The organism is Streptomyces sp. NPDC102283, assembly GCF_044766265.1.
Classification (GTDB): domain Bacteria; phylum Actinomycetota; class Actinomycetes; order Streptomycetales; family Streptomycetaceae; genus Streptomyces.
Window position 1 is genome coordinate 523,118 of record NZ_JBIWLQ010000003.1, and the last position, 24,939, is coordinate 548,056.

At 68.4% G+C, this 24,939-nt stretch carries 24 protein-coding genes and 1 tRNA gene; 16 read left to right on the forward strand and 9 right to left on the reverse strand.

The genetic code is table 11. From position 1 onward, the window contains the following. Nucleotides 1–212 precede the first annotated feature (212 nt). The 11 genes from gap to ACIRJT_RS09185 all read left to right on the forward strand — a co-directional run bounded on the left by gap (nt 213) and on the right by ACIRJT_RS09185 (nt 11,232). Nucleotides 213–1,223: a type I glyceraldehyde-3-phosphate dehydrogenase gene (gene gap / locus ACIRJT_RS09135; RefSeq protein ID WP_392952415.1), complete on the forward strand. Its 1,011-nt coding sequence runs from the start codon at nt 213–215 to the stop codon at nt 1,221–1,223. Between the two features lie 112 nt (nt 1,224–1,335). Then, entirely contained in the window at nt 1,336–2,547 is a 1,212-nt protein-coding gene (locus ACIRJT_RS09140; RefSeq protein WP_403906497.1) for a phosphoglycerate kinase, read from the forward strand. Between the two features lie 6 nt (nt 2,548–2,553). After that, nucleotides 2,554–3,330, forward strand: coding sequence for a triose-phosphate isomerase (gene tpiA / locus ACIRJT_RS09145; RefSeq protein WP_228926971.1), 777 nt, complete (start codon nt 2,554–2,556; stop codon nt 3,328–3,330). Nucleotides 3,331–3,445: 115 nt separating this feature from the next. Next, nucleotides 3,446–3,682, forward strand: a complete 237-nt coding sequence (gene secG, locus ACIRJT_RS09150; RefSeq protein WP_003969872.1) for a preprotein translocase subunit SecG — start codon at nt 3,446–3,448, stop codon at nt 3,680–3,682. Between the two features lie 105 nt (nt 3,683–3,787). Next, nucleotides 3,788–4,123, forward strand: coding sequence for an RNA polymerase-binding protein RbpA (locus tag ACIRJT_RS09155; RefSeq protein ID WP_381756415.1), 336 nt, complete (start codon nt 3,788–3,790; stop codon nt 4,121–4,123). Nucleotides 4,124–4,297: 174 nt separating this feature from the next. Then, nucleotides 4,298–5,956 (forward strand): glucose-6-phosphate isomerase, encoded by a 1,659-nt coding sequence (gene pgi, locus ACIRJT_RS09160; RefSeq protein ID WP_403906502.1) that lies wholly within the window; start codon nt 4,298–4,300, stop codon nt 5,954–5,956. Between the two features lie 4 nt (nt 5,957–5,960). Beyond that, complete coding sequence (locus ACIRJT_RS09165; protein ID WP_403906504.1) at nt 5,961–6,467, forward strand: PH domain-containing protein; 507 nt, start codon at nt 5,961–5,963, stop codon at nt 6,465–6,467. After that, nucleotides 6,464–7,990: a PH domain-containing protein gene (locus ACIRJT_RS09170; protein WP_403906506.1), complete on the forward strand. Its 1,527-nt coding sequence runs from the start codon at nt 6,464–6,466 to the stop codon at nt 7,988–7,990. Before ACIRJT_RS09165 ends, ACIRJT_RS09170 begins: the two co-directional genes overlap by 4 nt. Nucleotides 7,991–8,153: 163 nt before the next feature. After that, nucleotides 8,154–9,926: a recombinase family protein gene (locus ACIRJT_RS09175; protein WP_403906585.1), complete on the forward strand. Its 1,773-nt coding sequence runs from the start codon at nt 8,154–8,156 to the stop codon at nt 9,924–9,926. Between the two features lie 641 nt (nt 9,927–10,567). Beyond that, nucleotides 10,568–10,666, forward strand: a tRNA-OTHER gene (locus ACIRJT_RS09180). 338 nt (nt 10,667–11,004) lie between these two features. Next, complete coding sequence (locus ACIRJT_RS09185) at nt 11,005–11,232, forward strand: HNH endonuclease (protein ID WP_403906587.1); 228 nt, start codon at nt 11,005–11,007, stop codon at nt 11,230–11,232. Nucleotides 11,233–11,552: 320 nt separating this feature from the next. Here ACIRJT_RS09185 and ACIRJT_RS09190 read toward each other — a convergent pair whose 3' ends face one another. Continuing rightward, nucleotides 11,553–11,708, reverse strand: coding sequence for a hypothetical protein (locus ACIRJT_RS09190; protein WP_359686638.1), 156 nt, complete (start codon nt 11,706–11,708; stop codon nt 11,553–11,555). 856 nt (nt 11,709–12,564) lie between these two features. Then, nucleotides 12,565–13,785 carry a helix-turn-helix domain-containing protein gene (locus tag ACIRJT_RS09195; RefSeq protein WP_403906509.1) on the reverse strand — a complete coding sequence of 407 codons (1,221 nt, stop codon included), beginning with the start codon at nt 13,783–13,785 and terminating at the stop codon, nt 12,565–12,567. 745 nt (nt 13,786–14,530) lie between these two features. Here ACIRJT_RS09195 and ACIRJT_RS09200 point away from each other — a divergent pair. Continuing rightward, nucleotides 14,531–14,953, forward strand: a complete 423-nt coding sequence (locus ACIRJT_RS09200; RefSeq protein ID WP_403906511.1) for a hypothetical protein — start codon at nt 14,531–14,533, stop codon at nt 14,951–14,953. On the opposite strand, the gene ACIRJT_RS09205 is transcribed toward ACIRJT_RS09200, so the two are convergent. After that, a complete protein-coding gene (locus tag ACIRJT_RS09205) occupies nt 14,950–15,216 on the reverse strand; it encodes a GntR family transcriptional regulator (RefSeq protein ID WP_403906514.1) in 267 nt (88 codons plus the stop codon). The genes ACIRJT_RS09200 and ACIRJT_RS09205 overlap by 4 nt on opposite strands. Nucleotides 15,217–15,392: 176 nt before the next feature. Between ACIRJT_RS09205 and ACIRJT_RS09210 the strand changes: the two genes are divergently transcribed. From ACIRJT_RS09210 to ACIRJT_RS09220, 3 genes are all read left to right on the forward strand, one after another. Then, complete coding sequence (locus tag ACIRJT_RS09210) at nt 15,393–15,707, forward strand: hypothetical protein (protein WP_403906517.1); 315 nt, start codon at nt 15,393–15,395, stop codon at nt 15,705–15,707. Beyond that, nucleotides 15,704–15,907 carry a hypothetical protein gene (locus tag ACIRJT_RS09215; RefSeq protein ID WP_403906519.1) on the forward strand — a complete coding sequence of 68 codons (204 nt, stop codon included), beginning with the start codon at nt 15,704–15,706 and terminating at the stop codon, nt 15,905–15,907. Before ACIRJT_RS09210 ends, ACIRJT_RS09215 begins: the two co-directional genes overlap by 4 nt. A gap of 141 nt (nt 15,908–16,048) precedes the next feature. Continuing rightward, nucleotides 16,049–16,486: a DUF732 domain-containing protein gene (locus tag ACIRJT_RS09220; protein WP_403906522.1), complete on the forward strand. Its 438-nt coding sequence runs from the start codon at nt 16,049–16,051 to the stop codon at nt 16,484–16,486. 73 nt (nt 16,487–16,559) lie between these two features. On the opposite strand, the gene ACIRJT_RS09225 is transcribed toward ACIRJT_RS09220, so the two are convergent. The 6 genes from ACIRJT_RS09225 to tkt all read right to left on the reverse strand — a co-directional run bounded on the left by ACIRJT_RS09225 (nt 16,560) and on the right by tkt (nt 23,584). Further along, a complete protein-coding gene (locus ACIRJT_RS09225; protein WP_403906525.1) occupies nt 16,560–16,901 on the reverse strand; it encodes a VOC family protein in 342 nt (113 codons plus the stop codon). Between the two features lie 73 nt (nt 16,902–16,974). After that, nucleotides 16,975–17,757, reverse strand: a complete 783-nt coding sequence (gene pgl / locus ACIRJT_RS09230) for a 6-phosphogluconolactonase (RefSeq protein WP_403906528.1) — start codon at nt 17,755–17,757, stop codon at nt 16,975–16,977. Further along, nucleotides 17,754–18,794, reverse strand: coding sequence for a glucose-6-phosphate dehydrogenase assembly protein OpcA (gene opcA / locus ACIRJT_RS09235; protein ID WP_403906531.1), 1,041 nt, complete (start codon nt 18,792–18,794; stop codon nt 17,754–17,756). Before opcA ends, pgl begins: the two co-directional genes overlap by 4 nt. Then, nucleotides 18,791–20,323, reverse strand: coding sequence for a glucose-6-phosphate dehydrogenase (gene zwf, locus ACIRJT_RS09240; protein WP_403906534.1), 1,533 nt, complete (start codon nt 20,321–20,323; stop codon nt 18,791–18,793). The genes opcA and zwf overlap by 4 nt, the downstream gene beginning before the upstream one ends. 5 nt (nt 20,324–20,328) lie before the next feature. Continuing rightward, complete coding sequence (gene tal / locus ACIRJT_RS09245; protein WP_403906537.1) at nt 20,329–21,447, reverse strand: transaldolase; 1,119 nt, start codon at nt 21,445–21,447, stop codon at nt 20,329–20,331. Nucleotides 21,448–21,481: 34 nt separating this feature from the next. Beyond that, nucleotides 21,482–23,584 (reverse strand): transketolase, encoded by a 2,103-nt coding sequence (gene tkt / locus ACIRJT_RS09250; RefSeq protein WP_403906540.1) that lies wholly within the window; start codon nt 23,582–23,584, stop codon nt 21,482–21,484. 285 nt (nt 23,585–23,869) lie between these two features. Here tkt and ACIRJT_RS09255 point away from each other — a divergent pair, with 285 nt between their 5' ends. Next, entirely contained in the window at nt 23,870–24,823 is a 954-nt protein-coding gene (locus tag ACIRJT_RS09255) for a heme o synthase (RefSeq protein WP_403906542.1), read from the forward strand. Nucleotides 24,824–24,939 lie beyond the last annotated feature (116 nt).

Genomic DNA, 24,939 nt, shown 5'->3' on the forward strand with positions numbered 1-24,939 from the left:
CCCCCGGCGCCGGGGCCCAGGCGCCGGCGGGCGAAACGGAGGTTCGTACTCCTACTGGCGAGTACGGACCTCTCGTCGTGTCCGGTGGCGCTTACCGGCCCTCTCGATGTCACCCCCGGGCCCTCGGAGAGGTAGGGTCGGAAGCGGTCGGGGACATCCCTATACAACTCGCCGGCGTCGAAAACCGGCGTACCTAACGAGGAGATCGGTTCGTGACGATCCGCGTAGGCATCAACGGCTTCGGCCGCATCGGCCGCAACTACTTCCGCGCTCTGCTGGAGCAGGGTGCGGACATCGAGATCGTGGCTGTCAACGACCTGGGTGACACTGCGACCACGGCCCACCTGCTGAAGTACGACACCATTCTGGGTCGTCTCAAGGCAGAGGTCAGCCACACCGCCGACACCATCACCGTCGATGGTCACACCGTCAAGGTGCTCTCCGAGCGCAACCCGGCCGACATCCCCTGGGGTGAGCTGGGCGTCGACATCGTCATCGAGTCGACCGGCATCTTCACCAAGAAGGCCGACGCCGAGAAGCACATCGCGGGCGGCGCCAAGAAGGTCCTCATCTCGGCTCCGGCCAAGGACGAGGACATCACCATCGTGATGGGCGTCAACCAGGACCAGTACGACGCGGCCAACCACAACGTCATCTCCAACGCCTCCTGCACCACCAACTGTGTGGCGCCGATGGCCAAGGTTCTCGACGAGAACTTCGGCATCGTCAAGGGCCTGATGACGACGGTCCACGCGTACACCAACGACCAGCGGATCCTGGACTTCCCGCACTCGGACCTGCGTCGCGCCCGCGCCGCCGCCGAGAACATCATTCCGACCACCACCGGCGCCGCCAAGGCCACCGCCCTGGTGCTCCCGCAGCTCAAGGGCAAGCTCGACGGCATCGCGATGCGCGTCCCGGTCCCGACCGGCTCCGCCACCGACCTGGTCGTCACCCTCCAGCGCGAGGTCACCAAGGACGAGGTCAACGCCGCGTTCAAGAAGGCCTCCGACGACGGTGCCCTCAAGGGCTTCCTGACGTACACCGAGGACCCGATCGTCTCCTCGGACATCGTCGGCGACCCGTCGTCCTGCACCTTCGACTCCTCCCTGACCATGGTCCAGGAGGGCAGCACGGTGAAGATCCTCGGCTGGTACGACAACGAGTGGGGCTACTCCAACCGCCTCGTCGACCTCACGGTCTTCGTCGGCGAGCAGCTCTGATCCTCGGGGTCGGCGGCACCACGATGTGAGCAAGGGGCTCGACCGGCGCAACGACGCGCCGGTCGAGCCCCTTAGCATGCTCATCGGTCCTTCCAAGGAGTAAACGGAACAGATGAAGACGATCGACGAACTTCTCGCCGAAGGGGTCGCGGGCAAGCGGGTATTCGTCCGTGCCGACCTCAACGTGCCGCTGGACGGCACCACGATCACCGACGACGGCCGTATCCGCGCCGTCGTCCCGACGATCGCCAAGCTCGCCGAGGCCGGCGCGCGTGTCGTCGTCGCCTCGCACCTCGGCCGCCCCAAGGGCGCCCCGGACCCGGCCTTCTCGCTGGCGCCCGCCGCCGCACGCCTCGGTGAGCTCCTCGGAGCCGAGGTCGCCTTCGCCGCCGACACGGTCGGCGAGTCCGCCCGTGCCGCGGTCGCCGGCCTCGCCGACGGCCGGGTCGCGGTCATCGAGAACCTCCGCTTCAACGCCGGCGAGACGTCCAAGGACGACGCCGAGCGCGGCGCCTTCGCCGATCAGCTGGCCGGGCTCGCGGACATCTACGTGGGCGACGGCTTCGGCGCGGTGCACCGCAAGCACGCCTCGGTCTTCGACCTCCCGGCCCGGCTCCCGCACTACGCGGGCTACCTCATCGCCACCGAGGTCGGCGTCCTGAAGAAGCTCACCACCGATGTCAAGAGGCCCTACGCGGTCGTCCTCGGCGGCGCCAAGGTCTCCGACAAGCTCGGCGTGATCGACCACCTGCTGGAGCGGGCCGACCGCATCCTCATCGGCGGCGGCATGGCGTACACCTTCCTCAAGGCCCAGGGTCACGAGGTCGGCAGCTCGCTGCTCCAGGAGGACCAGATCCCGGCCGTCCAGGAGTACCTGCGGCGCGCCGAGGACAAGGGCGTGGAGTTCGTCCTCCCCGTCGACGTCGTGGTCGCCCCGTCCTTCCCGGACCTGAAGACCAAGGCCCCGGCCCACCCCACCACCGTCGCCGCCGACGCCATGCCGGCCGGCCAGATGGGGCTGGACAACGGACCGGAGACCAACAAGCTCTACGCATCGAAGCTCGCCGACGCGGCCACCGTCTTCTGGAACGGCCCGATGGGCGTCTTCGAACACCCCGACTTCGCCGACGGCACCCGCGCGGTCGCCCAGGCGCTCGTCGACTCGTCGGCCTTCAGCGTCGTCGGCGGTGGCGACTCCGCCGCGGCCGTTCGCATCCTGGGCTTCGACGAGAATGCTTTCGGACATATTTCGACCGGTGGCGGCGCGAGTCTCGAATACCTCGAGGGCAAGACGCTTCCCGGCCTCGCCGCACTGGAGGACTGACCTTTCATGACCACCCGCACCCCGCTGATGGCGGGCAACTGGAAGATGAACCTCAACCACCTCGAGGCCATCGCCCACGTCCAGAAGCTCTCCTTCGCCCTGGCCGACAAGGACTACGAGGACGTCGAGGTCGCGGTCCTGCCGCCCTTCACCGACCTGCGCTCCGTGCAGACCCTGGTCGACGGCGACAAGCTGAAGATCAAGTACGGCGCCCAGGACATCTCGGCGCACGACTCCGGCGCGTACACCGGTGAGATCTCCGGCCCCATGCTCGCCAAGCTGCGCTGCACGTACGTGGCCGTCGGCCACAGCGAGCGCCGCCAGTACCACGGCGAGAGTGACGAGATCTGCAACGCCAAGGTGAAGGCCGCCTACAAGCACGGCCTGACCCCGATCCTCTGCGTCGGCGAGGGCCTGGACATCCGCAAGGCCGGTGACCAGGTCTCCTACACGCTCGCGCAGCTCGACGGTGCCCTGAAGGACATCCCGGCCGAGCAGGCCGAGACGATCGTGATCGCCTACGAGCCGGTCTGGGCCATCGGGACCGGCGAGGTCGCCACCCCCGAGGACGCCCAGGAGGTCTGCGGCGCGATCCGTGGCCGGCTGGCCGAGCTGTACTCCCAGGAGCTGGCCGACGCCGTCCGTATCCAGTACGGCGGCTCGGTGAAGTCCGGCAATGTCGCGGCCATCATGGCGCAGCCCGACGTGGACGGCGCCCTCATCGGCGGCGCCGCGCTGGACGCCGACGAGTTCGTCAAGATCGTCCGCTTCCGCGACCAGTGAGTATGCGGTAGCGCGGATCCGTCGTACCCTTGCGGGGGCCGGAGGGGCTAGCGCCCTTCGGCCCCCGGTGTACGTACACGCAGTAGTCAAGAATTCCGGAAAGTAGGGACCAGCCGTGGTTTTGGCGTTCCAGATCGCTCTGATCGTCTTCAGCCTGCTGCTGATGCTGCTGGTGCTCATGCACAAGGGCAAGGGCGGCGGCCTCTCCGACATGTTCGGTGGCGGAATGCAGTCCTCCGTCGGCGGCTCCTCGGTCGCCGAGCGCAACCTCGACCGGATCACCGTCGTGGTCGGTCTGGCCTGGTTCGCGTGCGTCGTGGTGCTCGGTCTGCTCGTCAAGCTGGACAGCTGACCCGTCGTCCGCGCATACCGGTGACGGTGTAACTCCTTCCACTGGACGCGCGTTGGGCCTTACGTAGACTGGGGCATCGCTCGACTCACGCAGGGAGTTACGACCGTGGCAAGTGGCAACGCGATCCGGGGAAGCCGGGTCGGAGCGGGGCCGATGGGGGAGGCCGAGCGGGGCGAGTCCGCGCCGCGCGCCCGCATCTCCTTCTGGTGCTCGAACGGGCACGAGACGCAGCCGAGCTTCGCCCATGACGCACAGGTGCCGGACACCTGGGACTGCCCGCGCTGCGGCTTCCCGGCCGGCCAGGACAAGGACAGCCCGCCCGCCCCGCCCCGCACCGAGCCGTACAAGACGCATCTCGCGTACGTACGCGAGCGGCGGAGCGACGAGGACGGCGAGGCGATTCTCGCCGAGGCGCTGGCCAAACTCCGCGGCGAGATCTGACCTCACCGCTCCACGGACCACCCAGTCGTTCACCGGCCGGACACCCCACGGGTGTCCGGCCGTATCGCGTTCCCGCGCCACCGCCCCTCTCCACGCCGTCGGCCTCCTCGATCAATTAGGTTGGAGGGGCAGCGGGGATGCTGAGTGACGAGAAGAAGTGGGCTGATATCCGGGATGAACGCAGCAAGCCGAACCAAGCTCAACCAGACGCCCGAGTGGACGGCTCTCGCCAAGCACCGTGAGGAGCTCGGCGCACCCCAGCTGCGCGAGCTGTTCGCGCGGCAGCCGGAGCGCGGCACCGCCTACACCCTCCGGGTCGGCGACCTCCACCTCGACTACTCCAAGCACCTGGCGACCGACGAGACACTGCGCCTGCTGCGCGAGCTCGCCGCCGCCACCGGGGTCGCGGAGCTGCGGGACGCGATGTTCCGCGGCGAGAAGATCAACACCACCGAGGACCGGGCGGTCCTGCACACCGCGCTCCGTGCCCCGCGCGACGCGGTCATCGAGGTCGACGGGGAGAACGTCGTACCCGGCGTGCACGCCGTCCTGGACAAGATGGCCGGCTTCGCCGAGAAGGTCCGGTCGGGGCAGTGGACCGGCCACACCGGCAAGCCCGTCAAGAACATCGTCAACATCGGCATCGGCGGCTCCGACCTCGGCCCCGCCATGGCGTACGAGGTGCTGCGCTCGTTCACCGACCGCGCGCTCACCCTCCGCTTCGTCTCCAACGTCGACGGCGCCGACCTGCACGAGGCCGTCCGTGACCTCGACCCGGCCGAGACGCTGTTCGTCATCGCCTCGAAGACGTTCACGACGATCGAGACCATCACCAACGCCACCTCCGCCCGGGACTGGCTGCTGACCGAGCTGAAGGCCGGTCAGGACGCCGTCGCCCAGCACTTCGTGGCACTGTCGACCAACGCCGAGAAGGTCGAGGACTTCGGCATCGACACGGCCAACATGTTCGAGTTCTGGGACTGGGTCGGCGGCCGCTATTCCTTCGACTCGGCGATCGGCCTCTCGCTGATGGTCGCCATCGGACCGGACCGCTTCCGCGAGATGCTCGACGGCTTCCACCTCGTCGACGAGCACTTCCGCACCGCCCCCGCAGAGGAGAACGCACCGCTCCTCCTCGGCCTCCTCGGCGTCTGGTACGGCAACTTCTTCGACGCCCAGTCGCACGCGGTGCTGCCGTACAGCCACTACCTGTCCAAGTTCACCGCGTACCTCCAGCAGCTCGACATGGAGTCCAACGGCAAGTCCGTCGATCGCGACGGCGACCCCGTCGACTGGCAGACCGGACCGGTCGTCTGGGGCACGCCCGGCACCAACGGGCAGCACGCGTACTACCAGTTGATCCACCAGGGCACCAAGCTGATCCCGGCGGACTTCATCGGCTTCGCCGCCCCGGTCCACGATCTGCTGCCCGGTCTGATCGCCCAGCACGACCTGCTGATGGCCAACTTCTTCGCCCAGACCCAGGCCCTCGCCTTCGGCAGGACGCCCGAAGAGGTCCGGGCGGAAGGGGTGCCCGAGGCGCTGGTCCCGCACAAGACGTTCCGGGGCAACCACCCCACGACGACGATCCTCGCCGACAAGCTGACCCCCTCGGTCCTCGGCCAGCTCATCGCGCTGTACGAGCACAAGGTCTTCGTCCAGGGCGCGATCTGGAACATCGACTCCTTCGACCAGTGGGGCGTCGAGCTCGGCAAGGTCCTCGCCAAGCAGATCGAACCGCTGCTGACCGGTGACGGGGGCCCGGACGCCGGGGAGCTGGACAGCTCCACCGCCGCCCTGGTCGACGCCTACCGCACGCTGCGCGGGCGCTGAGCCGATGACCCGGGGGGAGGGGACGGCGGTAGTGCTGCGGCCGCCGCGCAACACGGTGAACGAGCGCGCCGTCGGCTGGTGGCGGGTCCAGTGGCTGCTGCTGGCGGTCGTGCCCGTCGTGCCGCTCGTGGTGCTGGGCGTGCTGATCGAGCCCGCTCGCTTCTGGCTGCTGCTGCCCGCCGCGGTCCTGGCCGGGGCGGGCACGGCGGCCGCCGTCCTCTTCCCCCTGTGGTGGTTCCGTACGCACCGCTGGGAGGTCACCGAGGACGCGGTGTACGTCCGCACCGGGTTCTTCTGGCAGGAGTGGCGGATCGCCCCGATGTCCCGCATCCAGACCGTCGACACGGTACGGGGCCCGCTGGAGCAGCTCTTCCGGCTCGCCACCGTCACGGTCACCACCGCCTCCGCCAAGGGCGCGGTACGGATCGCGGGCCTGGACCACGAGGTCGCCGCCGACCTCGCCCAGCAGCTCACCCGGATCACCCGCGACACCCCCGGCGACGCCACATGAGCACCGCCGCCCCGCCCGCCGACTGGCGCCGCCTCGACCCCCGTACGGTCCTGGTCACCGCCCTCGTCGTGGCGGGGGTCGTCGCGGGCGCGGCCGTCCCCGTCACGCTCGGGCTCACCCGATGGTTCAGCCCGCAAGCCGCCGTGCTCCAGGTGCTCGCCGGAGCCGTCGTGGTCATCGGGGCCGCGGCGGGCGCCGACCGCGTCCGCTGGCACCGCACGCGCTACCGGATCGGCGAGGAGCGCGTCGACCTCCACACCGGCCTCCTCCTCGTCAAGCGCCGCTCCCTGGCCCGCGGCCGCATCCGCACCGTCGACCTCACCGCCAACCCGATGCTGCGCCTCCTCGGCCTGGTCACCGTCAGGATCGGCACCGGCGAACAGGGCCACGACTCCACCCTCGAACTGGACCCGGTCACCCGGGCCGAAGGCGAACGGCTGCGCCGCCTCCTGCTGGAGCGCGCCGCCATCGCACCGCCCGGCGAGCACCGCGAGGGCGAACTGGCCGTCCTGGACCCCCGCTGGATCCGCTACGCACCGGTCTCCTTCGTCGCCCCCATGCTCGGCGGCGCCGCCGCCGGAGCCGTGATGCAGGTCAGCGACTGGGCCGGGGTACAGAGCGATGTCATCGAGTGGATCGGCGGCCTCTTCCGGGACACACCGCTGCTCTGGATGATCGTCGTCCTGGTGCTCGCCGCCCTGGTCGCGGGCGTCGTCGGGGCGCTCGGCCTCTGGATCGAGATGTGGTGGAACTACCGGCTGGAGCGCGAGCCGGGCGGCACACTGCGGGTGCGGCGCGGGCTGTTCACCTCCCGGTCCATCTCCGTGGAGGAGGCCCGGCTGCGCGGTGTCGACCTGGTCGAGCCACTCGGTGTACGGCTGCTCGGGGCGGCCCGGCTGGACGCCATCACCACCGGCCTGGCCAAGGACACCGAGGCCAAGAACGCCGACCACAACACGCTGCTCCCGGCCGCGCCCCGGCTCCGGGCCGACGCCGTCGCCGCCGACGTGCTGCGCGAGGCGGTCGCCCCGACCGGCGCCGCACTCGTCCGCCACCCGCGCGCCGCCCGGGGGCGCCGACTGCGCTGGTCGCTCGCCGCTGTCCTCGGCCCGGTCCTGGTCCTGAGCGTCCTCGGGGCGCTGCTCACCCCTGTCCTGCTGTGGATCGCGCTCGGCTGCGCGGTGGTGTCCGTCCCCGTGGCGGTCGTGCTCGCCCTGGACGCGTACCGGGGGCTCGGGCACGCGCTCTCCGGACGCCACCTGGTCACCCGCTCCGGCACGGTCCGCCGTTCCACCGCCGCCCTGGAGCGGGCCGGGGTGATCGGCTGGACGGTCAAGCAGTCGGTCTTCCAGCGGCGGGCCGGGCTGGTGAGCATCACGGCCACCACCGCCGCGGGCGGGGGCGCCTACACGGTGTACGACGCCGACGCGGCCGAGGGACTCGCCTTCGCCGCCGAGGCGGTGCCGGGTCTCCTGGAGCCCTTCCTGGAGCGCACCGGGCGCCCCGACACCCTGAAGACCTGAAGCCCGGGCCCCTCAGTCGCCGTGCGTCGTGTCGATGACGCAGAAGCGGTTGCCCTCGGGGTCTCCCAACACACGGAACTAGTAGTTCTGGGGTGTTGTCATGGGTGCATCGGTCCTGGTCAAGGGCGAGACGAGCGGGAACGTGCTGGTCCCCACAGGGGATATGACGACTACCCGCAACCCCTTGGCCGGGTCGGTGTTCCAGACCGAGACCCTTCGGGGTGTGCGGTGTGTCCGGCTCTCCGTCCTTACTGACGAGACCACCAGCCCCGAGCGGCAGCGCGACGCAGACGACGCGATAGCCGCAGAACTCAACATCAGCTTTGGCGAGGGTGACGCGCTCCGCGAAGCCGTGGACCTTGACGTGTCCGCGAGCAAGGTTGCTCCGTTCGACCGTCCCGCGCTCGGCTCATGGCTTGCCCGCCCGGACGACTACGACGCGCTTGTCTGGTGGCGCTTTGACCGTGCCATCCGGTCCATGAGCGACATGCACGACCTTGCGAAGTGGGCGAAGGCTCACCGGAAGATGCTCGTGTTCGCCGAGGGAATCGGCGGGGGCAAGCTCGTCTTTGACTTCCGGAACCCCATGGACCCGGTCTCTGAGCTGATGATGACCTTCTTTGCCTTTGCGGCACAGGTCGAATCGCAGAGCATCAGCGACCGGGTAACCGGTGCCATGGCAGCCATCCGCCGGATGCCGCTTCGGTGGCGTGGTGGTGGTCGTCCGCCGTACGGCTACATGCCCGCCCCCATGGCCGCAGAGTTCGGCGGTGTCGGGTGGACGCTCGTACCGGACCCCGACGCGGTAAAGGTCATTGAGCGGATCGTCCGTGAGCTGTTGGAAGGGACGACCGTTTCGGCAATCGCCGCAGGGCTCAACGCGGACACCGTCCCGAGCCCACGAGATCACTGGGCCGTGAAGATGAAGCGCGCAAAGGGCGGGAAGACCGGCGGGGCCAAGGGGTCGCACGTCGTCCGCGACGTGTTCAAGTGGACCCCCGCTGTCATCACGCGGATGCTGCGCAACGAAACGCTGCTCGGCTGGAAGATGCACCAGGGCAAGCCCGTGCGCGACGCCGAAGGCAACCCGGTCATGGCCACGGCCGAGCCGATCATGACCCGCGAGGAGTTCGACCGCATCGGCGCGGTTCTCGACTCCCGCAGCATCGACAACAAGGAACGCACGGACACGGACGCGCTTCTACTGCGGGTCATCCACTGCGACTCGTGCGAGGGGCGGATGTACCGCGACAAGATGTCCGCGACCACGAACCAGACCCCGATCTACAAATGCAACGCTCACGGCCGTGGCATCAAGTGCGAAGCAGCCGCGCATGTCCGCGCGGACTGGGTTGAGGAGTACGTGACCGCCGAGTTCCTGCGGGTGGTCGGTCCGGTCCAGACGACACACGTAGTCGAGATTCCCGGGTACGACCCCGAGCCCGAACTACTCGCCACACTCGCTGAGTTCAACGAACACCAGGCACAGCAGGGGCGGCAGAAGTCCCGGCACGCTGCCGCTGCATGGCAGGAACGGGCGGACGCGCTCGACAACCGCATAGCCACGCTGGAAGCAGCCGAAAAGGTCGAGCCGCAACGCATCGTCACACCGACCGGCCGCACCTTCGCCGACGAGTGGGCAGCCGCAGACACCGCGGGCCGGCGAGCCATGCTCATTGAAGCGGGGGTCCGGCTTGACGTGCGGCGCGGTGTCCGTGGCGGGTGGCGCAAGCTCGACGTACGGCGCGTGGACTTCACCATGCGCGGTGAGCTGAACCCCGCAGCGGAAGCCGCTACCGACACCGCCGGGGACCAGGAAGCAGAATCCCGCAACGATGCACCCCCGGCACCGGGCAGTGTCGCCCGGCTCGTCTCCGAGTCCGCCCCCAAGTCCGCCCCGGTTACCGAGCCCGTCCGCGAACTGGTGGCCGCGTAGCACCCCGATAGGCTCGGTCTGCCCCGCACCGAAATGGAGTGTGCGGGGTAGGGCTGGTGCCTTACAGGCTCGTCCTGGGATGGAGTACGACCAGCCCGCCCGCCCCGGTAGTCCTCGCGGACCGCCGGGGCTTTTCCATGCCCGCAGACGGGCGTACAGGGCTCGCCGAGCGACAGCGGGACCAGCGGGCGGAGCCATGGCGATATGACGGTTAGAGGGGTTCTTTTGATTACGTCTAAAAAATAGAGAGAAAACCAAACAGCACGTCCAACCGTCATCCCGCCATGGTCGGCCCCCGGGAATCTGCTGGACCCCACACCACAGTGAGGGACCGAACGAGCCCCAAGCACCCCGCACGGCGGGGGCCGGGAATCTGCTGGTCCCCACAACACAGTGAGAGCGGGATTACCGCGCACCCCACCAGCCCGGAAACGGCGGTCTGAGTGCCCGACTCTCACGAACAGCTCTGCCCGTGCAGCACGCACCCCGAGGGGTGGCCGCGGTGGTCGTGAGGCAGAGCGCGGGGAGATCACACCGCCCACTAGTAACCACCCCTTGACCGGGGGTGCCGAACGGGGTTGCAAGCTCGTGTGATCTCCCCACGGTGTCCGGACCGGCCGCGCCGGCGAGGACGACCACCAGCCCGCATGACCCAACTGGTAGAGGTGCGCGGTACCGGCCCCCTCGGGGAGATCCGGAACGAACCCGCAGAGTTCCCGGTTCGACTCCGGGTGTGGGCACTAGTTGACGGTGTGCGGCCCCTGGCGTGGCTCGCAGTACGTGCTGCCCTCGCTGTCAACCAGTCGAGACCGGCTGTATGCCTCCCACTGGAGGTTGAGCCCGCATACAAGGCAGTGGCCAGCAAAGCGACGGTAGCCCGGCGGAGACTCCGGGGCGTTGTCAGATGAGGTCATCCGCTCAACGTAGAACACGGCACTGACACCGAGGGGGCGACGTGCGCTGTATCGACTGCACCGAGCCGGCGACGCTCCGCGGACGGTGCGAGGAACACCACCAGGGCTACGGCAAGCGGGCTTCGGTCCGTGCTCGGCGTGCTCGCCGTGCGGTGCTGGTCCGGGTGTTCTCGGGGGCCGCTCGTCTCCGTGCCCTGGTCGGTGCCCGTGGTGGTGCTCGCTGTGCCCGGTGCGGTTCGCTCGTCCTCGCGGGCGTGGTGGACGTGGACCATGTGCAGCCGCTCGCACTCGGGGGCGAGGACACAGACACGAACGTTCAACCACTGTGTTGGGACTGCCACCAGGTGAAGACGGGCGAGGACTTCCCCGGTGGCGTGTCCCGCACTTCGTGAAGGTGCCTTACGACACCGGGGCCGCTTCCTCTGATCGCTGTGTGTCTCGCCTGATCCAGTACGCCACGACGACCAGTACGCCTAGGCCGAGAGCTGTTGCCCCTCGGACAAGCTCCAGTTTGACGCGCTCGGAGACGTCCCCCACACGAACTAGATGATCCTCGCCGAAGCGGACTTCAACGCTGTTGTCCGGCGCGGGCGCAGCGCTGCTAGTGCTCATGTCGTTTGGCATGGAGGCAGAACACCGCGTCCGGGGTGGTACGTCAAATTCCGCACCGTACGCACGCTGAGCGAGCACTGCGGGCCCTGGGCGGTCCGACTCACCGCGACGTGAGCCACGCGGCGAGCCCGCTTCCTGTGGCCGTGGCGAGGGCTGCTACCAGCCATCCGGGGACGCGTTGGGCGGTCACGGTGACATGCAGCGCGTTGCCGAAGCGCACTTCCAACGTCGAGCGGGTCATCTTCTTCTTTGTCATGCCTGAATCCCATCGGGTCGCGTCTAGCCATGCCACGAGCTACGGCGTGAACTCCGTGAAGTTCAGGGCCAAAACGTGAAGTTGCGTGATGTTGCCTGGGATCAATGCTGCCGTGGTAAGAGATCGAGCGCTGTAGCCATTATGGACTATTTGTCAATGGCTCAAAGTGACTAAAATTGCGACTTCTCGGTTCCGCCAATTCCCACTACCGCGAATTAGTAACGCTCTCGGGAGATGCCCCATGCCGCGCAGACCCCGCCCCCCTTGCTCTGTCCCCGGGTGTTCCGAGCTGACCCCCCGTGGTGGTCGCTGTCCGAAGCACACCAGGGAAGCGAACGCGGACCGTGCGTCGCGTGGTGGGGCTGTCTACACGACCCGTTGGCAGCGCATCCGGCGCGCGTATCTGTATGCGAACCCGTGGTGCGTGCTCTGCGGGCAGTTGGCGAACGTTGCAGACCATTTTCCGCAAAGTCGACGCGAGTTGATCGCCCGGAATGAGTCGAATCCTGACGCGGCAAAGCATCTGCGTCCGCTGTGCGTCGCGTGCCATAACCGCGAGACCGCACGTAATCAACCGGGCGGATTTGCTGCCGAAGCACGTTCACGCCGCGAATCGGCCGAGCGTCCGCCGTTCTGACCAGGGGGTGACCCCCTGTCCCTCCCGAGATTGAGCGGCAGGGAGGCAAAAAACTCGCGTGGCCCATAAGGGCATTTCTGTGCACCGCTAGGGTCATCAGGAATTCCACTAAGGAATGCGCCCGATGGTCGAACCCGTTTAGGGGTTCGACCATCGGGGGTTTTATTTTCTGGCACATTTCCGGCGAGGTTGTCACATGTGCGTGGCTCCCGCGCCTGACTAACTCCCCGTCGGGAGCGACTTCAGCCCTTGGTATGCTTCCCGCAAATCGGCAGCTTCTGGCAGCTGCTTACGCTCTACAGCCCTCACAACTTCGAGCGCACGCCAGTGATTCGACGGAACGATACGGCCGGACAGTATGGCTCGCTGTGCCGCGTTGCACGCTTCGTCCAGCCGGTCACCGCCAAGCAGCGCGAGGGCCAAATCGATGTTCGCGGAGGCTACTCGGCGCGGCCATTTCTCCACATCGTCAGCAGGAGCAAGCCGGGCAATTACCTGCCGTGCATAGCCCTCCGCTGCGGGGTCTCCAACCCACGCCAGCGTCGTTGCCGTATAGGCCAGCGCCTTACCGGGATCGTATTGATAGTGGTGCTCCGTGCCCTTGCGGGCAACCAGTGCACCAGACATGCGCTGAACCCGTTCAATGGCAGCGTACGTTTCGACTCTTTCTCCGAGTCGCGCTCTCGCTCGCCCCTCTTGGGCTGCTGCCTGAATGGTGGCCGAAGTTCCCGCGGGTGCCAGTTCCTGTGCAATCTGGGAAAGTTCCAGCGCACGAATGTAGTCGCCATCCGTGAGCACTCGCCAAGCATCAGTCTCGTAGCACCATGCTTCAATTTCTCGATGGTCCGCGTGCTGCGCAAGAGTGGCCGCCGTCTGCAAACGAGCGGTCGCAGCGTGTTCCTGGTTCAGGTCGATATGAAGAGTTGCCCCCAATAGCTGAAACCATCCCCCGACAACATAAAGTCGACGTTGTTCCGCAAGGGTCATGCGTGCATCCATCAGATGGGTTACGTATGCAGAATGCTTCCTTACTCTTTCGAGCAAGTCTTGCGGCGGGGATACCGGGTATTTCATCGCCAGTTCATCGAATGCAAATTCAAGACGACCTAGCGTTTCCTTTCCCACGTCGCTGGCCGATACGCGCCTGGCCAATTCAAGCGCGTCGAACTCATCGTCACTATTCGAGGGTGCGACAGCGAGCCAACCGGTACGAGTTTGTGGCGGAGCGTAGGCGTCAGGCACTAGCAGGGCGTCGAGTTCGCCCGCTGTGATCGACAGAGTCTTTGCGATCTTCGGGCGCTGCCAAGGTTGGGGGTCGTTCTGCCCACTTTCCCAGCGCTGGACTGTTGACCGGTCAGCGCCGACCGCTTCCGCGAATCCCTCTTGGCTGAATCCGCGCGCTTTCCGAAGATCCGCGAACCTCCGCCGCCTGCTGGTCATCGTGGCCGGTCTCCTCTCGGGAATGCGTCTGCCCTGGTCAGCGTAGCCAGTGCGGCCAGAGTGCGGCAGGACTGCGGCCTTTCTGCTGTGGTACCCGCCGCCCCGTCAAGCTTTTCTAGGCCAACGCCGCTTGAAACTAGCGGACTTGATGGGATGGTAGCCATGGCGAACCCGACCACGGAAGATACGGATGCACGACAGTGGGAGTACACAACATTCGCCCCCTCGGGTGAGACGTGCCCGGCCTGCATGAAGCCGATCGGGACCCTTGAGCGCTGCCGACGCGGGGAGATCAAGCGGGATTCCGCAACCCCTGTCACGATCTACCGGCACATCGACTGCGTAGACCCGCAGGGGACCAAACGGCGGGCAAAGCGGTGACAGCCTGGGAAGCACGGCAGTCGCGCCGTAGGCAGCCTCTCCCCGAGCCTGAGCTGGTCCGCCTCATAGTGGGCACCGCCGGCCAACCCGCTACCTCTCCAGCGTGCTTGACCGAGGGCCACCAAGACGACCAACGTACCCCCGAACCCGTTGACCTGGTCGGCGCGCTGCTCGTCATCTAGGCCCGTCCTGTAGAAGCTCCGTCCGGCAGAAGCGTGGAATTTTCCGCTCTGCCGGACGGATACCACAGCCCCGCCCGAGTGCTGCCCTTCAAAGCACATGCGCGGGGCTCTGCACTGTCCCGCCACACACGAAAGAGAACCGTACCGAAGTGCTTCAATGCACCGCCGTAACCGAAAATCCCGTGGGCGAAGCGCTCGTTGCTCTGGTCGGCATGACGGGCGGTCCCGACGACCCGGATGAACATCTTGCCGATAAGCACTACCTCTTATGCGAGTTGGGCGAGCACAGCGACGACACCGAGCACGCCGCCCACCTGTGGACCGCTGAAACAGAGCCACCCCGAAACTTGTGGTTCCTGTGGACCGAGAGCGGCCCCCACCGTATTCATCACCGGTTCGCCACTTTGACCATGTGCCCCGCCATCCTGCGGAACATGGAAGAGGGATTCAAGAAGTGGTGCGGACTCTTCGAGGGGCACCCGCACGTCCACAGCTTCCACGTCACGGACCCGCTGCGTGAAGCACTCGCCGAGCGGGCACGGAGTGAAGCGCAGCGCCTCATATCCGAGGAAGACGCCGCCGAGGGCGACGAGGGCGAGCCCTAGTCGCCTTGGTGCTGCTCCCTGCCCGCCAGCTCGGAAGCGATTACGAACGTGCCCTTGCCCCACTCGGTACGAACGAGCCCGCGTTCCCGCAGTACCCCCACGGCGCGGCGTGCGGTCATCCTGGCGACCCCAAAGCGCTGGACCAGATCGGCCTCGCTCGGGATTTTCTCACCCGGTTTGATCTTGCCCGCCTTGATTTCCGCTGCGAGGGCGTCAAGGACCGTCATGTACGGCGCGTGCGGTCCGCTCGGGCGTTCAGGCATGGGGAGAGCGTAGACAACGGGCCAAATCTGGGCGACTTAGACCAGTAGATGAGTTAGACAGGTAGACGTGTTAGACGTGCTGGCTTAGCGTGATTCAACGAACACGAAAGCGCCCCGGAAGACCGCTGGTATCGGTCCGCCGGGGCTTAGCCGAACAGCCCGAGGAGCTGAACGACATGCGTGATCTTATCGCCCGAGCACTGTTGTCCCTGCTGCGCCTGCTGCTGCCCACCGAGGGTCGGCACTCCGCCGAACCTCCCACTGCACCGCCGGTTCCCACCCTCGCCCCGGTGTCGCCCTGGTCCCACCCGTGGACCGCCCCGTCCGCCCAGGAAGTGCGCGCGATCTTCAATGACGCGCACACGCGCGGACTGCCAGCCCCGCAGCGAGAGCGGAGCTACGCCGCTGCATTCGCGCGGATCGGCGTGGACTACGACCATCCAACGATGCCGCTCCGCTCTCTCGTGCGCCGTGGGCGGGTGGCCGCGTGACCGCCGACGAGCTGTTCCCGGTCGCCCTCGCCGGACGCGTCGCACTCTGCATTGAGTGCAAGACCGTCACGCGAGCCCCGGTGCCGGTCCGCTGGATACAGAGCACCAGTGGCCCCGGAACGACCCTCTACGTGTGCCCTGACCACGCGGTGCAGCTCGGGGCGGGCCCGACCCCCGAGGACGAGATCAGCATCCGCTAGGCAGACCCGCAGAGAGTCCAGAGAGCCCCCGTTCGACCACATGTCGGGCGGGGCTTCTTATGTGCCTCCTGTGTGTACGGGATGTGGGGTTACTGTGATAGACGCCGGTGATCTTGCTGCATGACCAGGGGAGGGTCCGCCATGAGGCGGAAGAAGAACAGAGACTGGATCATCGTGGTGTGCGCGGTGATCGCGACGGTTGCGGTGCTGCCACTGTTCGATGACGACACGGACACCACGGCAGCATCGGACCCCAAGCCGTCCGTTACGACATCCGGCAAGCCGACAACCGAGCTGAGCGTGAAACCGCCCAGACCGTCCGGCATTCCGTCGCCCGACGCTGCGCAGACGGAAGCGCTGATACGCGCTCTGCGGGCCGTGGATCCCGGCCTGGCGACCAAGGAAGACCGGGCCATTGGTCGGGCCCGAAGCATCTGTATGGACGTACAGGGCGGCAAGGATGCGGTAACCGTCCAGAGCAACGCCAAGAGCCGGTACGAGGGGGGCACGGTGCCGAAGCTCTCGGACGACCAAGCCGCAAAGATCGTGTCCGCTGTGAAGTCATCGTTCTGCAACTGACCAGACAGCAAAACGCCCCGTTCGGCCAAGTGCCGCGCGGGGCTCTGTCGTTGGGGCTGAACTGCGGATACTCTTAGAACCGGTAGTCAGATGTGTTGGGGTCGGCGAGCACCACGAAGTCCGGGTCCGGGGGATACAGCTCCCAGGCGACCCGTTCGGCGCCGAGCCCGACCAGCCGCTCCACCTCGGCCTCCTGGGTGTCGGAGTAGAGGTCGAGGTGGACCCGGGGCACCTCCTGGACGGGAGTGACGGAGCGTCCCGGCGAGAGCCCCACACCGGGCCCCTCCACCGGGACAAGCACCACCCAGTCGTCCGTCGCGGGCTCGCGCTCCGTGTACCGGAGCGCCGCCTTCCAGAAAGCGGCGGCCCGCTCCACGTCGGACGCGCCCATCACCACGGTTCCGATACGCACCATGGGCCCGAGCCTTTCACGCCGCAGGCCCGGACCGCTCGGTAGGAGCGGTCCGGGCCTGCGAGGGTTTCGAGGGTCAGGCGGAGGCCTGCGGATACAGCGCGCGCGGCAGCCGCGAGGCCGCCGCGGAGTCCAGCAGCCACAGCGTGCGGCTCCGCCCGTACGCGCCGGCCGCCGGGGCCTGGATCTCCCCGGCCCCGGACAGTGCGATCGCCGCCGCCTCGGCCTTGTCCTCGCCCGCCGCCAGCAGCCACACCTCGCGCGCCGCGCGGATCGCCGGCAGCGTGAGCGAGACGCGGACCGGAGGCGGCTTGGGAGCCCCGTGCACACCGACGACGGTGCGCTCGGTCTCCCGTACCGCGGGCAGCTCCGGGAAAAGCGAGGCCACATGGGTGTCGGGGCCGACGCCCAGCATCAGCACGTCGAACGTGGGGACCGCGCCATGGTCCTCCGGGCCCGAGGCGGCGGCCAGTTCGGCGGCGTAGCCGGCCGCCGCCGCGTCCGCGTCGTCGCCGTACGGGCCGTCGGACGCCGGCATCGCGTGCACCCGGGCCGGGTCCAGCGGCACCGCGTCGAGCAGCGCCTCGCGGGCCTGGGTGACATTGCGCTCCGGGTCGCCCTCGGGCAGGAAGCGCTCGTCGCCCCACCACAGGTCCAGGCGCGCCCAGTCGACCGCCTCCCGGGCCGGCGCGGCGGCGAGCGCGGCCAGCAGGCCGTTGCCGTTGCGCCCGCCGGTCAGCACCACCGAGGCGTGACCCCGGGAGGCCTGGGCGTCCACGATCCTCGTGATCAGCCGGGCCGCCGCGGCCTGCGCCATCAGCTCCTTGTCGCGGTGCACGACCAGCTGGGGAGGCGTCACTTCGACGCCGCCTTCTTGGCCGGGGCCTTCTTCGCGGCGGGAGCCGTGGCCCCGGTGGTCCTGTCCGCCTTCTCCTCGGCGTTCCCGACCGGCGCGGCCTTGACCTCGCCGCCCGCGTGCAGCCGGTCGACGCCGAACTTCACCGCGGACGCGTAGGTGTTGTCCGGATCGAGCCGCCGCAGCTCCTCGGCCAGCAGTTCGGCGGTGTCGCGCCGCTTGAGCGCCACCCCGCGGTCCGGCTGGTTGTGCATGGAGAGCGTGGCCAGCGTGCCGTCGGCGCGGTCGAGGACGATGACGCCGTTCTTCGTCTCCATCCGGACCGCCGTGAGGCCGGGGCCCTCGGAGACCATGCGTTCCACCGGGACGTCGAGCCGGTCCGCGAGCCACATGGCGAGCAGCTCGCAGCTCGGGTTGTCGCTCTCGCCCTCGACGGTCGCGCCGATCACCTCGGCGGGCTGCTGGTCCAGCGACGCGGCCAGCATGGAGCGCCACGGAGTGATCCGTGTCCACGCCAGGTCGGTGTCGCCCGGGCTGTACGTCGCCGCCCGTACGGCCAGTGCCTCGATGGGGCGCTCGGCCGAGTAGGTATCGGTGATCCGGCGCTGGGCGAGGGCCCCGAGCGGGTCCTTCGCCGGGTCGGAGGGCGCGCCCTCGGGCCACCACACCACGACCGGCGCGTCCGGCAGCAGCAGCGGAAGGACCACCGACTGGGCGTGGTTGGCCAGTTCGCCGTGCAGCCGGAGGACGACGGTCTCGCCGGTGCCCGCGTCGGAGCCGACCCGCACCTCGGCGTCGAGCCGGGCGTCCCGGCGGGCCCGCGGTGAGCGGCTGACCCGCTTGATCACCGCGATGATCCGCGAGGGGTGCTCGCGGGAGGCGTCGCCGGCCGATTTGAGCGCGTCGTACGCGTTCTCCTCGTCGGTGACGATGACCAGCGTGAGCACCATGCCGATGGCGGGTGTGCCGATGGCCCGGCGGGCCGCCACCAGCGCCTGGTTGATCTTGCTGGACGTGGTTTCCGTGAGATCGATCTTCATGGCCGCCTCCAGCTCCGTCCGTCGCGTGCGAGCATCTCGTCCGCCTCGGCCGGGCCCCAGGTGCCGGCCGGGTACTTCGCGGGCTTGCCGTGCTTGTCCCAGAATTTCTCGATGGGGTCGAGGATGTTCCAGGACAGCTCGACCTCCTGGTGGCGCGGGAAGAGGTTGGCGTCGCCGAGCAGGACGTCCAGGAGGAGTCGCTCGTAGGCCTCCGGGCTGGACTCCGTGAACGACTCGCCGTACGCGAAGTCCATCGTGACGTCCCGGACCTCCATCGAGGTGCCGGGCACCTTGGAGCCGAAGCGCACGGTGACGCCCTCGTCCGGCTGGACCCGGATGACCAGGGCGTTGCCGCCCAGCTCCTCCGTGGCGCCGGACTCGAAGGGCAGGTAGGGCGCGCGTTTGAAGACGACCGCGATCTCCGTGACCCGGCGGCCGAGCCGCTTTCCGGTGCGGAGGTAGAAGGGCACGCCCGCCCAGCGGCGGTTGTTGATCGTCAGCTTGATCGCCGCGTAGGTGTCGGTCGTCGACTTGGGGTCGATGCCCTCCTCCTCGCAGTAGCCGAGGACCTCCTGGCCGCCCTGCCACGCGTGCTCGTACTGGGCGCGCACGGTGTGCTTGCCGAGGTCGTCGGGCAGCTCGACGGCGGTGAGGACCTTGAGCTTCTCGGCGACCAGGGCCTTCGGGTGGAAGGAGCCGGGCTCCTCCATCGCGGTCAGCGCCAGCAGTTGGAGCAGGTGGTTCTGGATGACGTCACGGGCGGCGCCGATGCCGTCGTAGTAGCCGGCCCGGCCGCCGATGCCGATGTCCTCGGCCATCGTGATCTGGACGTGGTCGACGTAGGACCGGTTCCAGATCGGCTCGAACATCGTGTTGGCGAACCGCAGCGCCAGGATGTTCTGGACCGTCTCCTTGCCCAGGTAGTGGTCGATCCGGAAGACCTCGTTGGGCGGGAAGACGTCGTGCACGAGCTGGTTGAGCTCCTGCGCGCTGGCCAGGTCGTGGCCGAACGGCTTCTCGATGACGGCACGCCGCCAGGAGCCCTCCTTCTGGTCGGCCAGGCCGTGCTTCTTCAGCTGCTGGACGACCTTGGGGAAGAACTTGGGCGGCACCGAGAGGTAGAAGGCGAAGTTGCCGCCCGTCCCCTGCGCCTTGTCGAGCTCCTGGATGGTCGCCTTCAGCGTCTCGAAGGCCTGGTCGTCGTCGAAGTTGCCCTGGACGAAGCGCATCCCCTGGATGAGCTGCTGCCAGACCTCCTCACGGAACGGCGTACGGGCGTGCTCCTTGACGGCGTCGTGGACGACCTGGGCGAAGTCCTCGTCCTCCCAGTCGCGGCGCGCGAAGCCGATGAGCGAGAAGCCCGGCGGCAGCAGGCCGCGATTGGCCAGGTCGTAGACGGCGGGCATCAGCTTTTTACGGGACAAATCACCCGTGACGCCAAAGATGACCAGGCCCGACGGCCCCGCGATACGCGGAAGCCGTCGGTCCTGTGCGTCACGGAGCGGGTTGGCTCCGGGAACAGCAGACAAAGTGGTCAGCCCTCCGAGGGGGCGAGGCGCGAGAGCTCCGCCTCGGTCGACTTGAGCAGGTCGTTCCAGGACGCCTCGAACTTCTCGACGCCCTCGTCCTCCAGCACCTGCACGACGTCGTCGTACGAGATGCCGAGCTTCTTGATCGCGTCGAGGTCGGCGCGCGCCCGGTCGTAGCCGCCGGCGACGGTGTTGCCGGTGATCTCGCCGTGGTCGGCCACCGCCTCCAGCGTCGCCTCCGGCATGGTGTTCACCGTGTTCGGCGCCACCAGCTCGTCGACGTAGAGCGTGTCCTTCAGGGCCGGGTCCTTGACGCCGGTCGAGGCCCACAGCGGACGCTGCTTGTTGGCCTGCGCCTTGTCCAGGGGGGCCCAGCGGTCGGAGGAGAAGACCTCCTCGTACGCCTCGTAGGCCAGGCGCGCGTTGGCCAGCGCGGACTTGCCCTTGGCCGCCTTCGCCTCGTCGGAGCCGATGGCGTCCAGCCGCTTGTCGATCTCGGTGTCCACCCGCGACACGAAGAACGAGGCCACCGAGTGGATCTTGGAGAGGTCCAGGCCCGCGGCCTTCGCCTTCTCCAGGCCCGCCAGGTAGGCGTCCATGACCGCGCGGTAGCGCTCCAGCGAGAAGATCAGCGTCACGTTGACGCTGATGCCCCGGCCGATCGTCTCGGTGATCGCCGGCAGGCCGGCCTCGGTCGCCGGGATCTTGATGAGCGTGTTCGGCCGGTCGACCAGCCACGCCAACTGCTTGGCCTCGGCGGCGGTGGCCGTGGTGTTGTGGGCCAGGCGCGGGTCGACCTCGATGGAGACCCGGCCGTCCTGGCCGTCCGTGGCGTCGAAGACCGGGCGCAGGATGTCGGCGGCGTCGCGGACGTCCGCCGTCGTGATCATGCGGATGGCTTCCTCGACGGTGACCTTTCGGGCGGCGAGGTCGGTGAGCTGCTGGTCGTAACCATCGCCCTGCGAGATCGCCTTCTGGAAGATCGACGGGTTGGTGGTGACGCCGACGACGTGGCTCTGGTCGATCAGCTCGGCCAGGTTGCCGGACGTGATCCGCTTGCGCGACAGGTCGTCGAGCCAGATCGCCACGCCCTCGTCGGAGAGGCGCTTGAGTGCGTCTGTCATGAGTTGCATCTCCTACTAGTCGTATCTACCGGCGTCAGCGCGTGGCGGCGGCGAGAGATTCCCGCGCGGCGGCGGCCACGTGCTCCGGCGTGAAGCCGAACTCGCGGAACAGCACCTTCGCGTCGGCCGAGGCCCCGAAGTGCTCCAGCGAGACGATCCGGCCCGCGTCGCCCACGTACCGGTACCAGGTCAGGCCGATGCCCGCCTCGACGGCGACGCGCGCCTTCACCGACGGCGGCAGCACGCTGTCCTTGTACGCCTGGTCCTGCTCCTCGAACCACTCGACCGAGGGCATCGAGACCACCCGGGTCGGCACCCCGGCCGCCTGGAGCTGCTCGCGCGCCTCGACGGCGACGTGGACCTCGGAACCGGTCGCGATCAGCAGCACCTGCGGCGCCGCGGTCTCCCCGGAGGACCCTTCGGCCTCGAACAGGACGTAGCCGCCCTTGGCCGCGTTCTCGTTCGCCTCGTACGTCGGCACGCCCTGGCGGGTCAGCGCCAGACCGTGCGGGGCGCCCTCGCCGAACACCTTGGTGTAGCGGCGCAGGATCTCGCGCCAGGCGATGGCGGTCTCGTTGGCGTCGGCCGGGCGCACGATGTTCAGGCCCGGGATGGCGCGCAGCGCGGCCAGGTGCTCGACCGGCTGGTGGGTGGGACCGTCCTCACCGAGGCCGATCGAGTCGTGCGTCCATACGTACGTCACCGGCAGGTGCATCAGGGCGGAGAGCCGCACCGCGTTGCGCATGTAGTCGGAGAACACCAGGAAGGTGCCGCCGTAGACGCGGGTGTTGCCGTGCAGCGCGATGCCGTTCATGGCAGCGGCCATGGCGTGCTCGCGGATGCCGAAGTGGATCGTCCGGCCGTACGGGTCGGCCTCCGGCAGCGGGTTGCCCGCCGGGAGGAACGACGACGTCTTGTCGATCGTGGTGTTGTTGGAGCCCGCGAGGTCGGCGGAGCCGCCCCACAGCTCGGGCACGATCTCGCCGAGCGCCTGGAGCACCTTGCCGGAGGCCGCGCGGGTGGCCAGGCCCTTGCCGGGCTCGAAGACGGGGAGCTTCTCCTCCCAGCCCTCGGGCAGCTCGCCCGCGGCGATCCGGTCGAAGGAGGCGGCGCGCTCCGGGTTGGCGGTGCGCCACGCGGCGAACGACTTGTCCCACTCGGCGCGGGCCTCGCGGCCGCGGTCCAGGGCCTCACGGGTGTGGCCGATGACCGCGTCGGAGACCTCGAAGGTCTGCTCCGGGTCGAAGCCGAGGACCCGCTTGGTCGCCGCGATCTCGTCGTCGCCGAGCGCCGAGCCGTGCGCGGCCTCGGTGTTCTGGGCGTTCGGGGCGGGCCAGGCGATGATCGAGCGGGCCGCGATGAACGAGGGGCGCTCGGTCTCGGCCTGGGCCGCCCGCAGCGCCGCGTACAGACCCGCCGGGTCCAGGTCGCCGCTGGGGAGCTGGTCGACACGCTGGACGTGCCAGCCGTACGCCTCGTACCGCTTGATGGTGTCCTCGGAGACCGCGGTCTCCGTGTCGCCCTCGATGGAGATGTGGTTGTCGTCCCAGAGCAGGACCAGGTTGCCCAGCTTCTGGTGCCCGGCCAGCGAGGACGCCTCGGCCGAGATGCCCTCCTGGAGGCAGCCGTCACCCGCGACGACCCACACCATGTGGTCGAACGGGGAGGTGCCGGGGGCCGCCTCGGGGTCGAAGAGGCCGCGCTCGTAGCGGGCGGCCATCGCCATGCCCACGGCGTTGGCGACACCCTGGCCCAGCGGCCCGGTCGTCGTCTCGACACCGGTGGTGTGGCCGTACTCCGGGTGGCCCGGGGTCGCGGAGCCCCAGGTGCGGAAGGCCTTGAGGTCGTCCAGCTCCAGGCCGTAGCCGGCCAGGTAGAGCTGGATGTAGAGCGTCAGGCTGGAGTGGCCGGCGGAGAGGACGAACCGGTCGCGGCCGGTCCACTCGGCGTCCGCGGGGTCGTGCCGCATCACCTTCTGGAAGAGGGTGTACGCGGCGGGAGCCAGGCTCATCGCCGTGCCCGGGTGGCCGTTTCCGACTTTCTGTACGGCGTCCGCGGCGAGAACGCGGGCGGTGTCCACGGCCCGCTGGTCCAAATCGGTCCACTGGAGGTCTGTGGTGGTCGGCTTGATGCTCACCCTGAGTCAGGGCTCCTCTCCACTGTCGTAAACCGGTGACGGTGACCGCACCGGGCGCTGTCGAGCCTACCCCCGTTGACAGGCACACTTTCCGAGTACTTTCCAGGGTGTGGGCGACCCGTGGAGTTCGCCTCCCGACGGAATGCACATCCGGGGAACAGTCACCCCCAACACGACCCCACCCCCGCGAAGGGCGGCGTATCCGCAGCGTCTAGAGTGAACGGGTTCGCGCAAGTCTTCACCGGGCCCTCTCGCCCGGAGCTTGCTGGGATTTCTCTGTCAGGGGTGTGCGTGACGGCCGTCGAGTCCCGACCCGCAGGGGTCGCCTTGACTCCCAGCCCGAGGGGCCATCGCCCGTTCGGGGCCCGCGTCAAGGCTTTCGTGGCTCTTACCAAGCCACGGATCATCGAGCTGTTGCTCATCACCACCGTTCCGGTGATGTTCCTCGCTGCCCAGGGTGTACCCGACCTGTGGCTCGTTCTCACTACCACCATCGGGGGATTCCTCTCCGCCGGTGGCGCCAACGCGCTGAACATGTACATCGACCGGGACATCGACGCGCTGATGGACCGCACGTCCCAGCGCCCGCTGGTCACCGGCATGGTCAGCCCCCGCGAATGCCTCGCCTTCGGCATCGCCCTCGCGGTGGTCTCCACGCTCTGGTTCGGACTGCTCGTCAACTGGCTCTCGGCCGCTCTCGCGCTCGGCGCGCTGCTCTTCTACGTCGTCGTCTACACGATGCTGCTGAAGCGCCGCACCTCCCAGAACATCGTCTGGGGCGGCATCGCGGGCTGCATGCCGGTCCTCATCGGCTGGTCGGCCGTGACGAACGAACTCTCCTGGGCCGCCGTCATCCTCTTCGCCGTCATCTTCTTCTGGACGCCGCCGCACTACTGGCCGCTGTCGATGAAGGTCAAGGACGACTACGCCCGGGTCGGCGTCCCGATGCTCCCGGTGGTCGCCTCCAACCGGGTGGTCGCCAGGCAGATCGTCCTCTACAGCTGGGTGATGGTCGCGGTCTCGCTGCTGCTCACCCCGCTGGGCTACACCGGCTGGTTCTACACCGCGGTGGCGCTGCTGTCCGGCGGCGCCTGGCTCTGGGAGGCCCACGGTCTGCAGAACCGGGCCAAGGCGGGGGTGACCGGGGCCAAGCTCAAGGAGATGCGGCTCTTCCACTGGTCCATCACCTACGTCTCGCTCCTCTTCCTCGCGGTCGCCGTGGACCCCTTCCTCCGCTAGGAATTCCCCGACGGGGGGGGGGGGGGGGGGGGGGGGGGGCCCCCCCCCCCCCCCCCCCCCCCCCACCACCCGGTCCGCATTACAGTCGGACCCATGGTTTCCGGTGACGCGCCGCA

Bases quoted from the DNA above. Each gene is read 5' to 3' on its own strand.
- ACIRJT_RS09140 (WP_403906497.1), top strand. From the start codon at position 1,336: ATGAAGACGATCGACGAACTTCTCGCCGAAGGGGTCGCGGGCAAGCGG.
- tpiA (WP_228926971.1), top strand. From the start codon at position 2,554: ATGACCACCCGCACCCCGCTGATGGCGGGCAACTGGAAGATGAACCTC.
- pgi (WP_403906502.1), top strand. From the start codon at position 4,298: ATGAACGCAGCAAGCCGAACCAAGCTCAACCAGACGCCCGAGTGGACG.
- ACIRJT_RS09165 (WP_403906504.1), top strand. From the start codon at position 5,961: ATGACCCGGGGGGAGGGGACGGCGGTAGTGCTGCGGCCGCCGCGCAAC.
- ACIRJT_RS09170 (WP_403906506.1), top strand. From the start codon at position 6,464: ATGAGCACCGCCGCCCCGCCCGCCGACTGGCGCCGCCTCGACCCCCGT.
- ACIRJT_RS09175 (WP_403906585.1), top strand. From the start codon at position 8,154: ATGACGACTACCCGCAACCCCTTGGCCGGGTCGGTGTTCCAGACCGAG.
- ACIRJT_RS09190 (WP_359686638.1), bottom strand. From the start codon at position 11,708: ATGACAAAGAAGAAGATGACCCGCTCGACGTTGGAAGTGCGCTTCGGC.
- ACIRJT_RS09195 (WP_403906509.1), bottom strand. From the start codon at position 13,785: ATGACCAGCAGGCGGCGGAGGTTCGCGGATCTTCGGAAAGCGCGCGGA.
- ACIRJT_RS09205 (WP_403906514.1), bottom strand. From the start codon at position 15,216: ATGCCTGAACGCCCGAGCGGACCGCACGCGCCGTACATGACGGTCCTT.
- ACIRJT_RS09210 (WP_403906517.1), top strand. From the start codon at position 15,393: ATGCGTGATCTTATCGCCCGAGCACTGTTGTCCCTGCTGCGCCTGCTG.
- ACIRJT_RS09220 (WP_403906522.1), top strand. From the start codon at position 16,049: ATGAGGCGGAAGAAGAACAGAGACTGGATCATCGTGGTGTGCGCGGTG.
- ACIRJT_RS09225 (WP_403906525.1), bottom strand. From the start codon at position 16,901: ATGGTGCGTATCGGAACCGTGGTGATGGGCGCGTCCGACGTGGAGCGG.
- opcA (WP_403906531.1), bottom strand. From the start codon at position 18,794: ATGAAGATCGATCTCACGGAAACCACGTCCAGCAAGATCAACCAGGCG.
- tal (WP_403906537.1), bottom strand. From the start codon at position 21,447: ATGACAGACGCACTCAAGCGCCTCTCCGACGAGGGCGTGGCGATCTGG.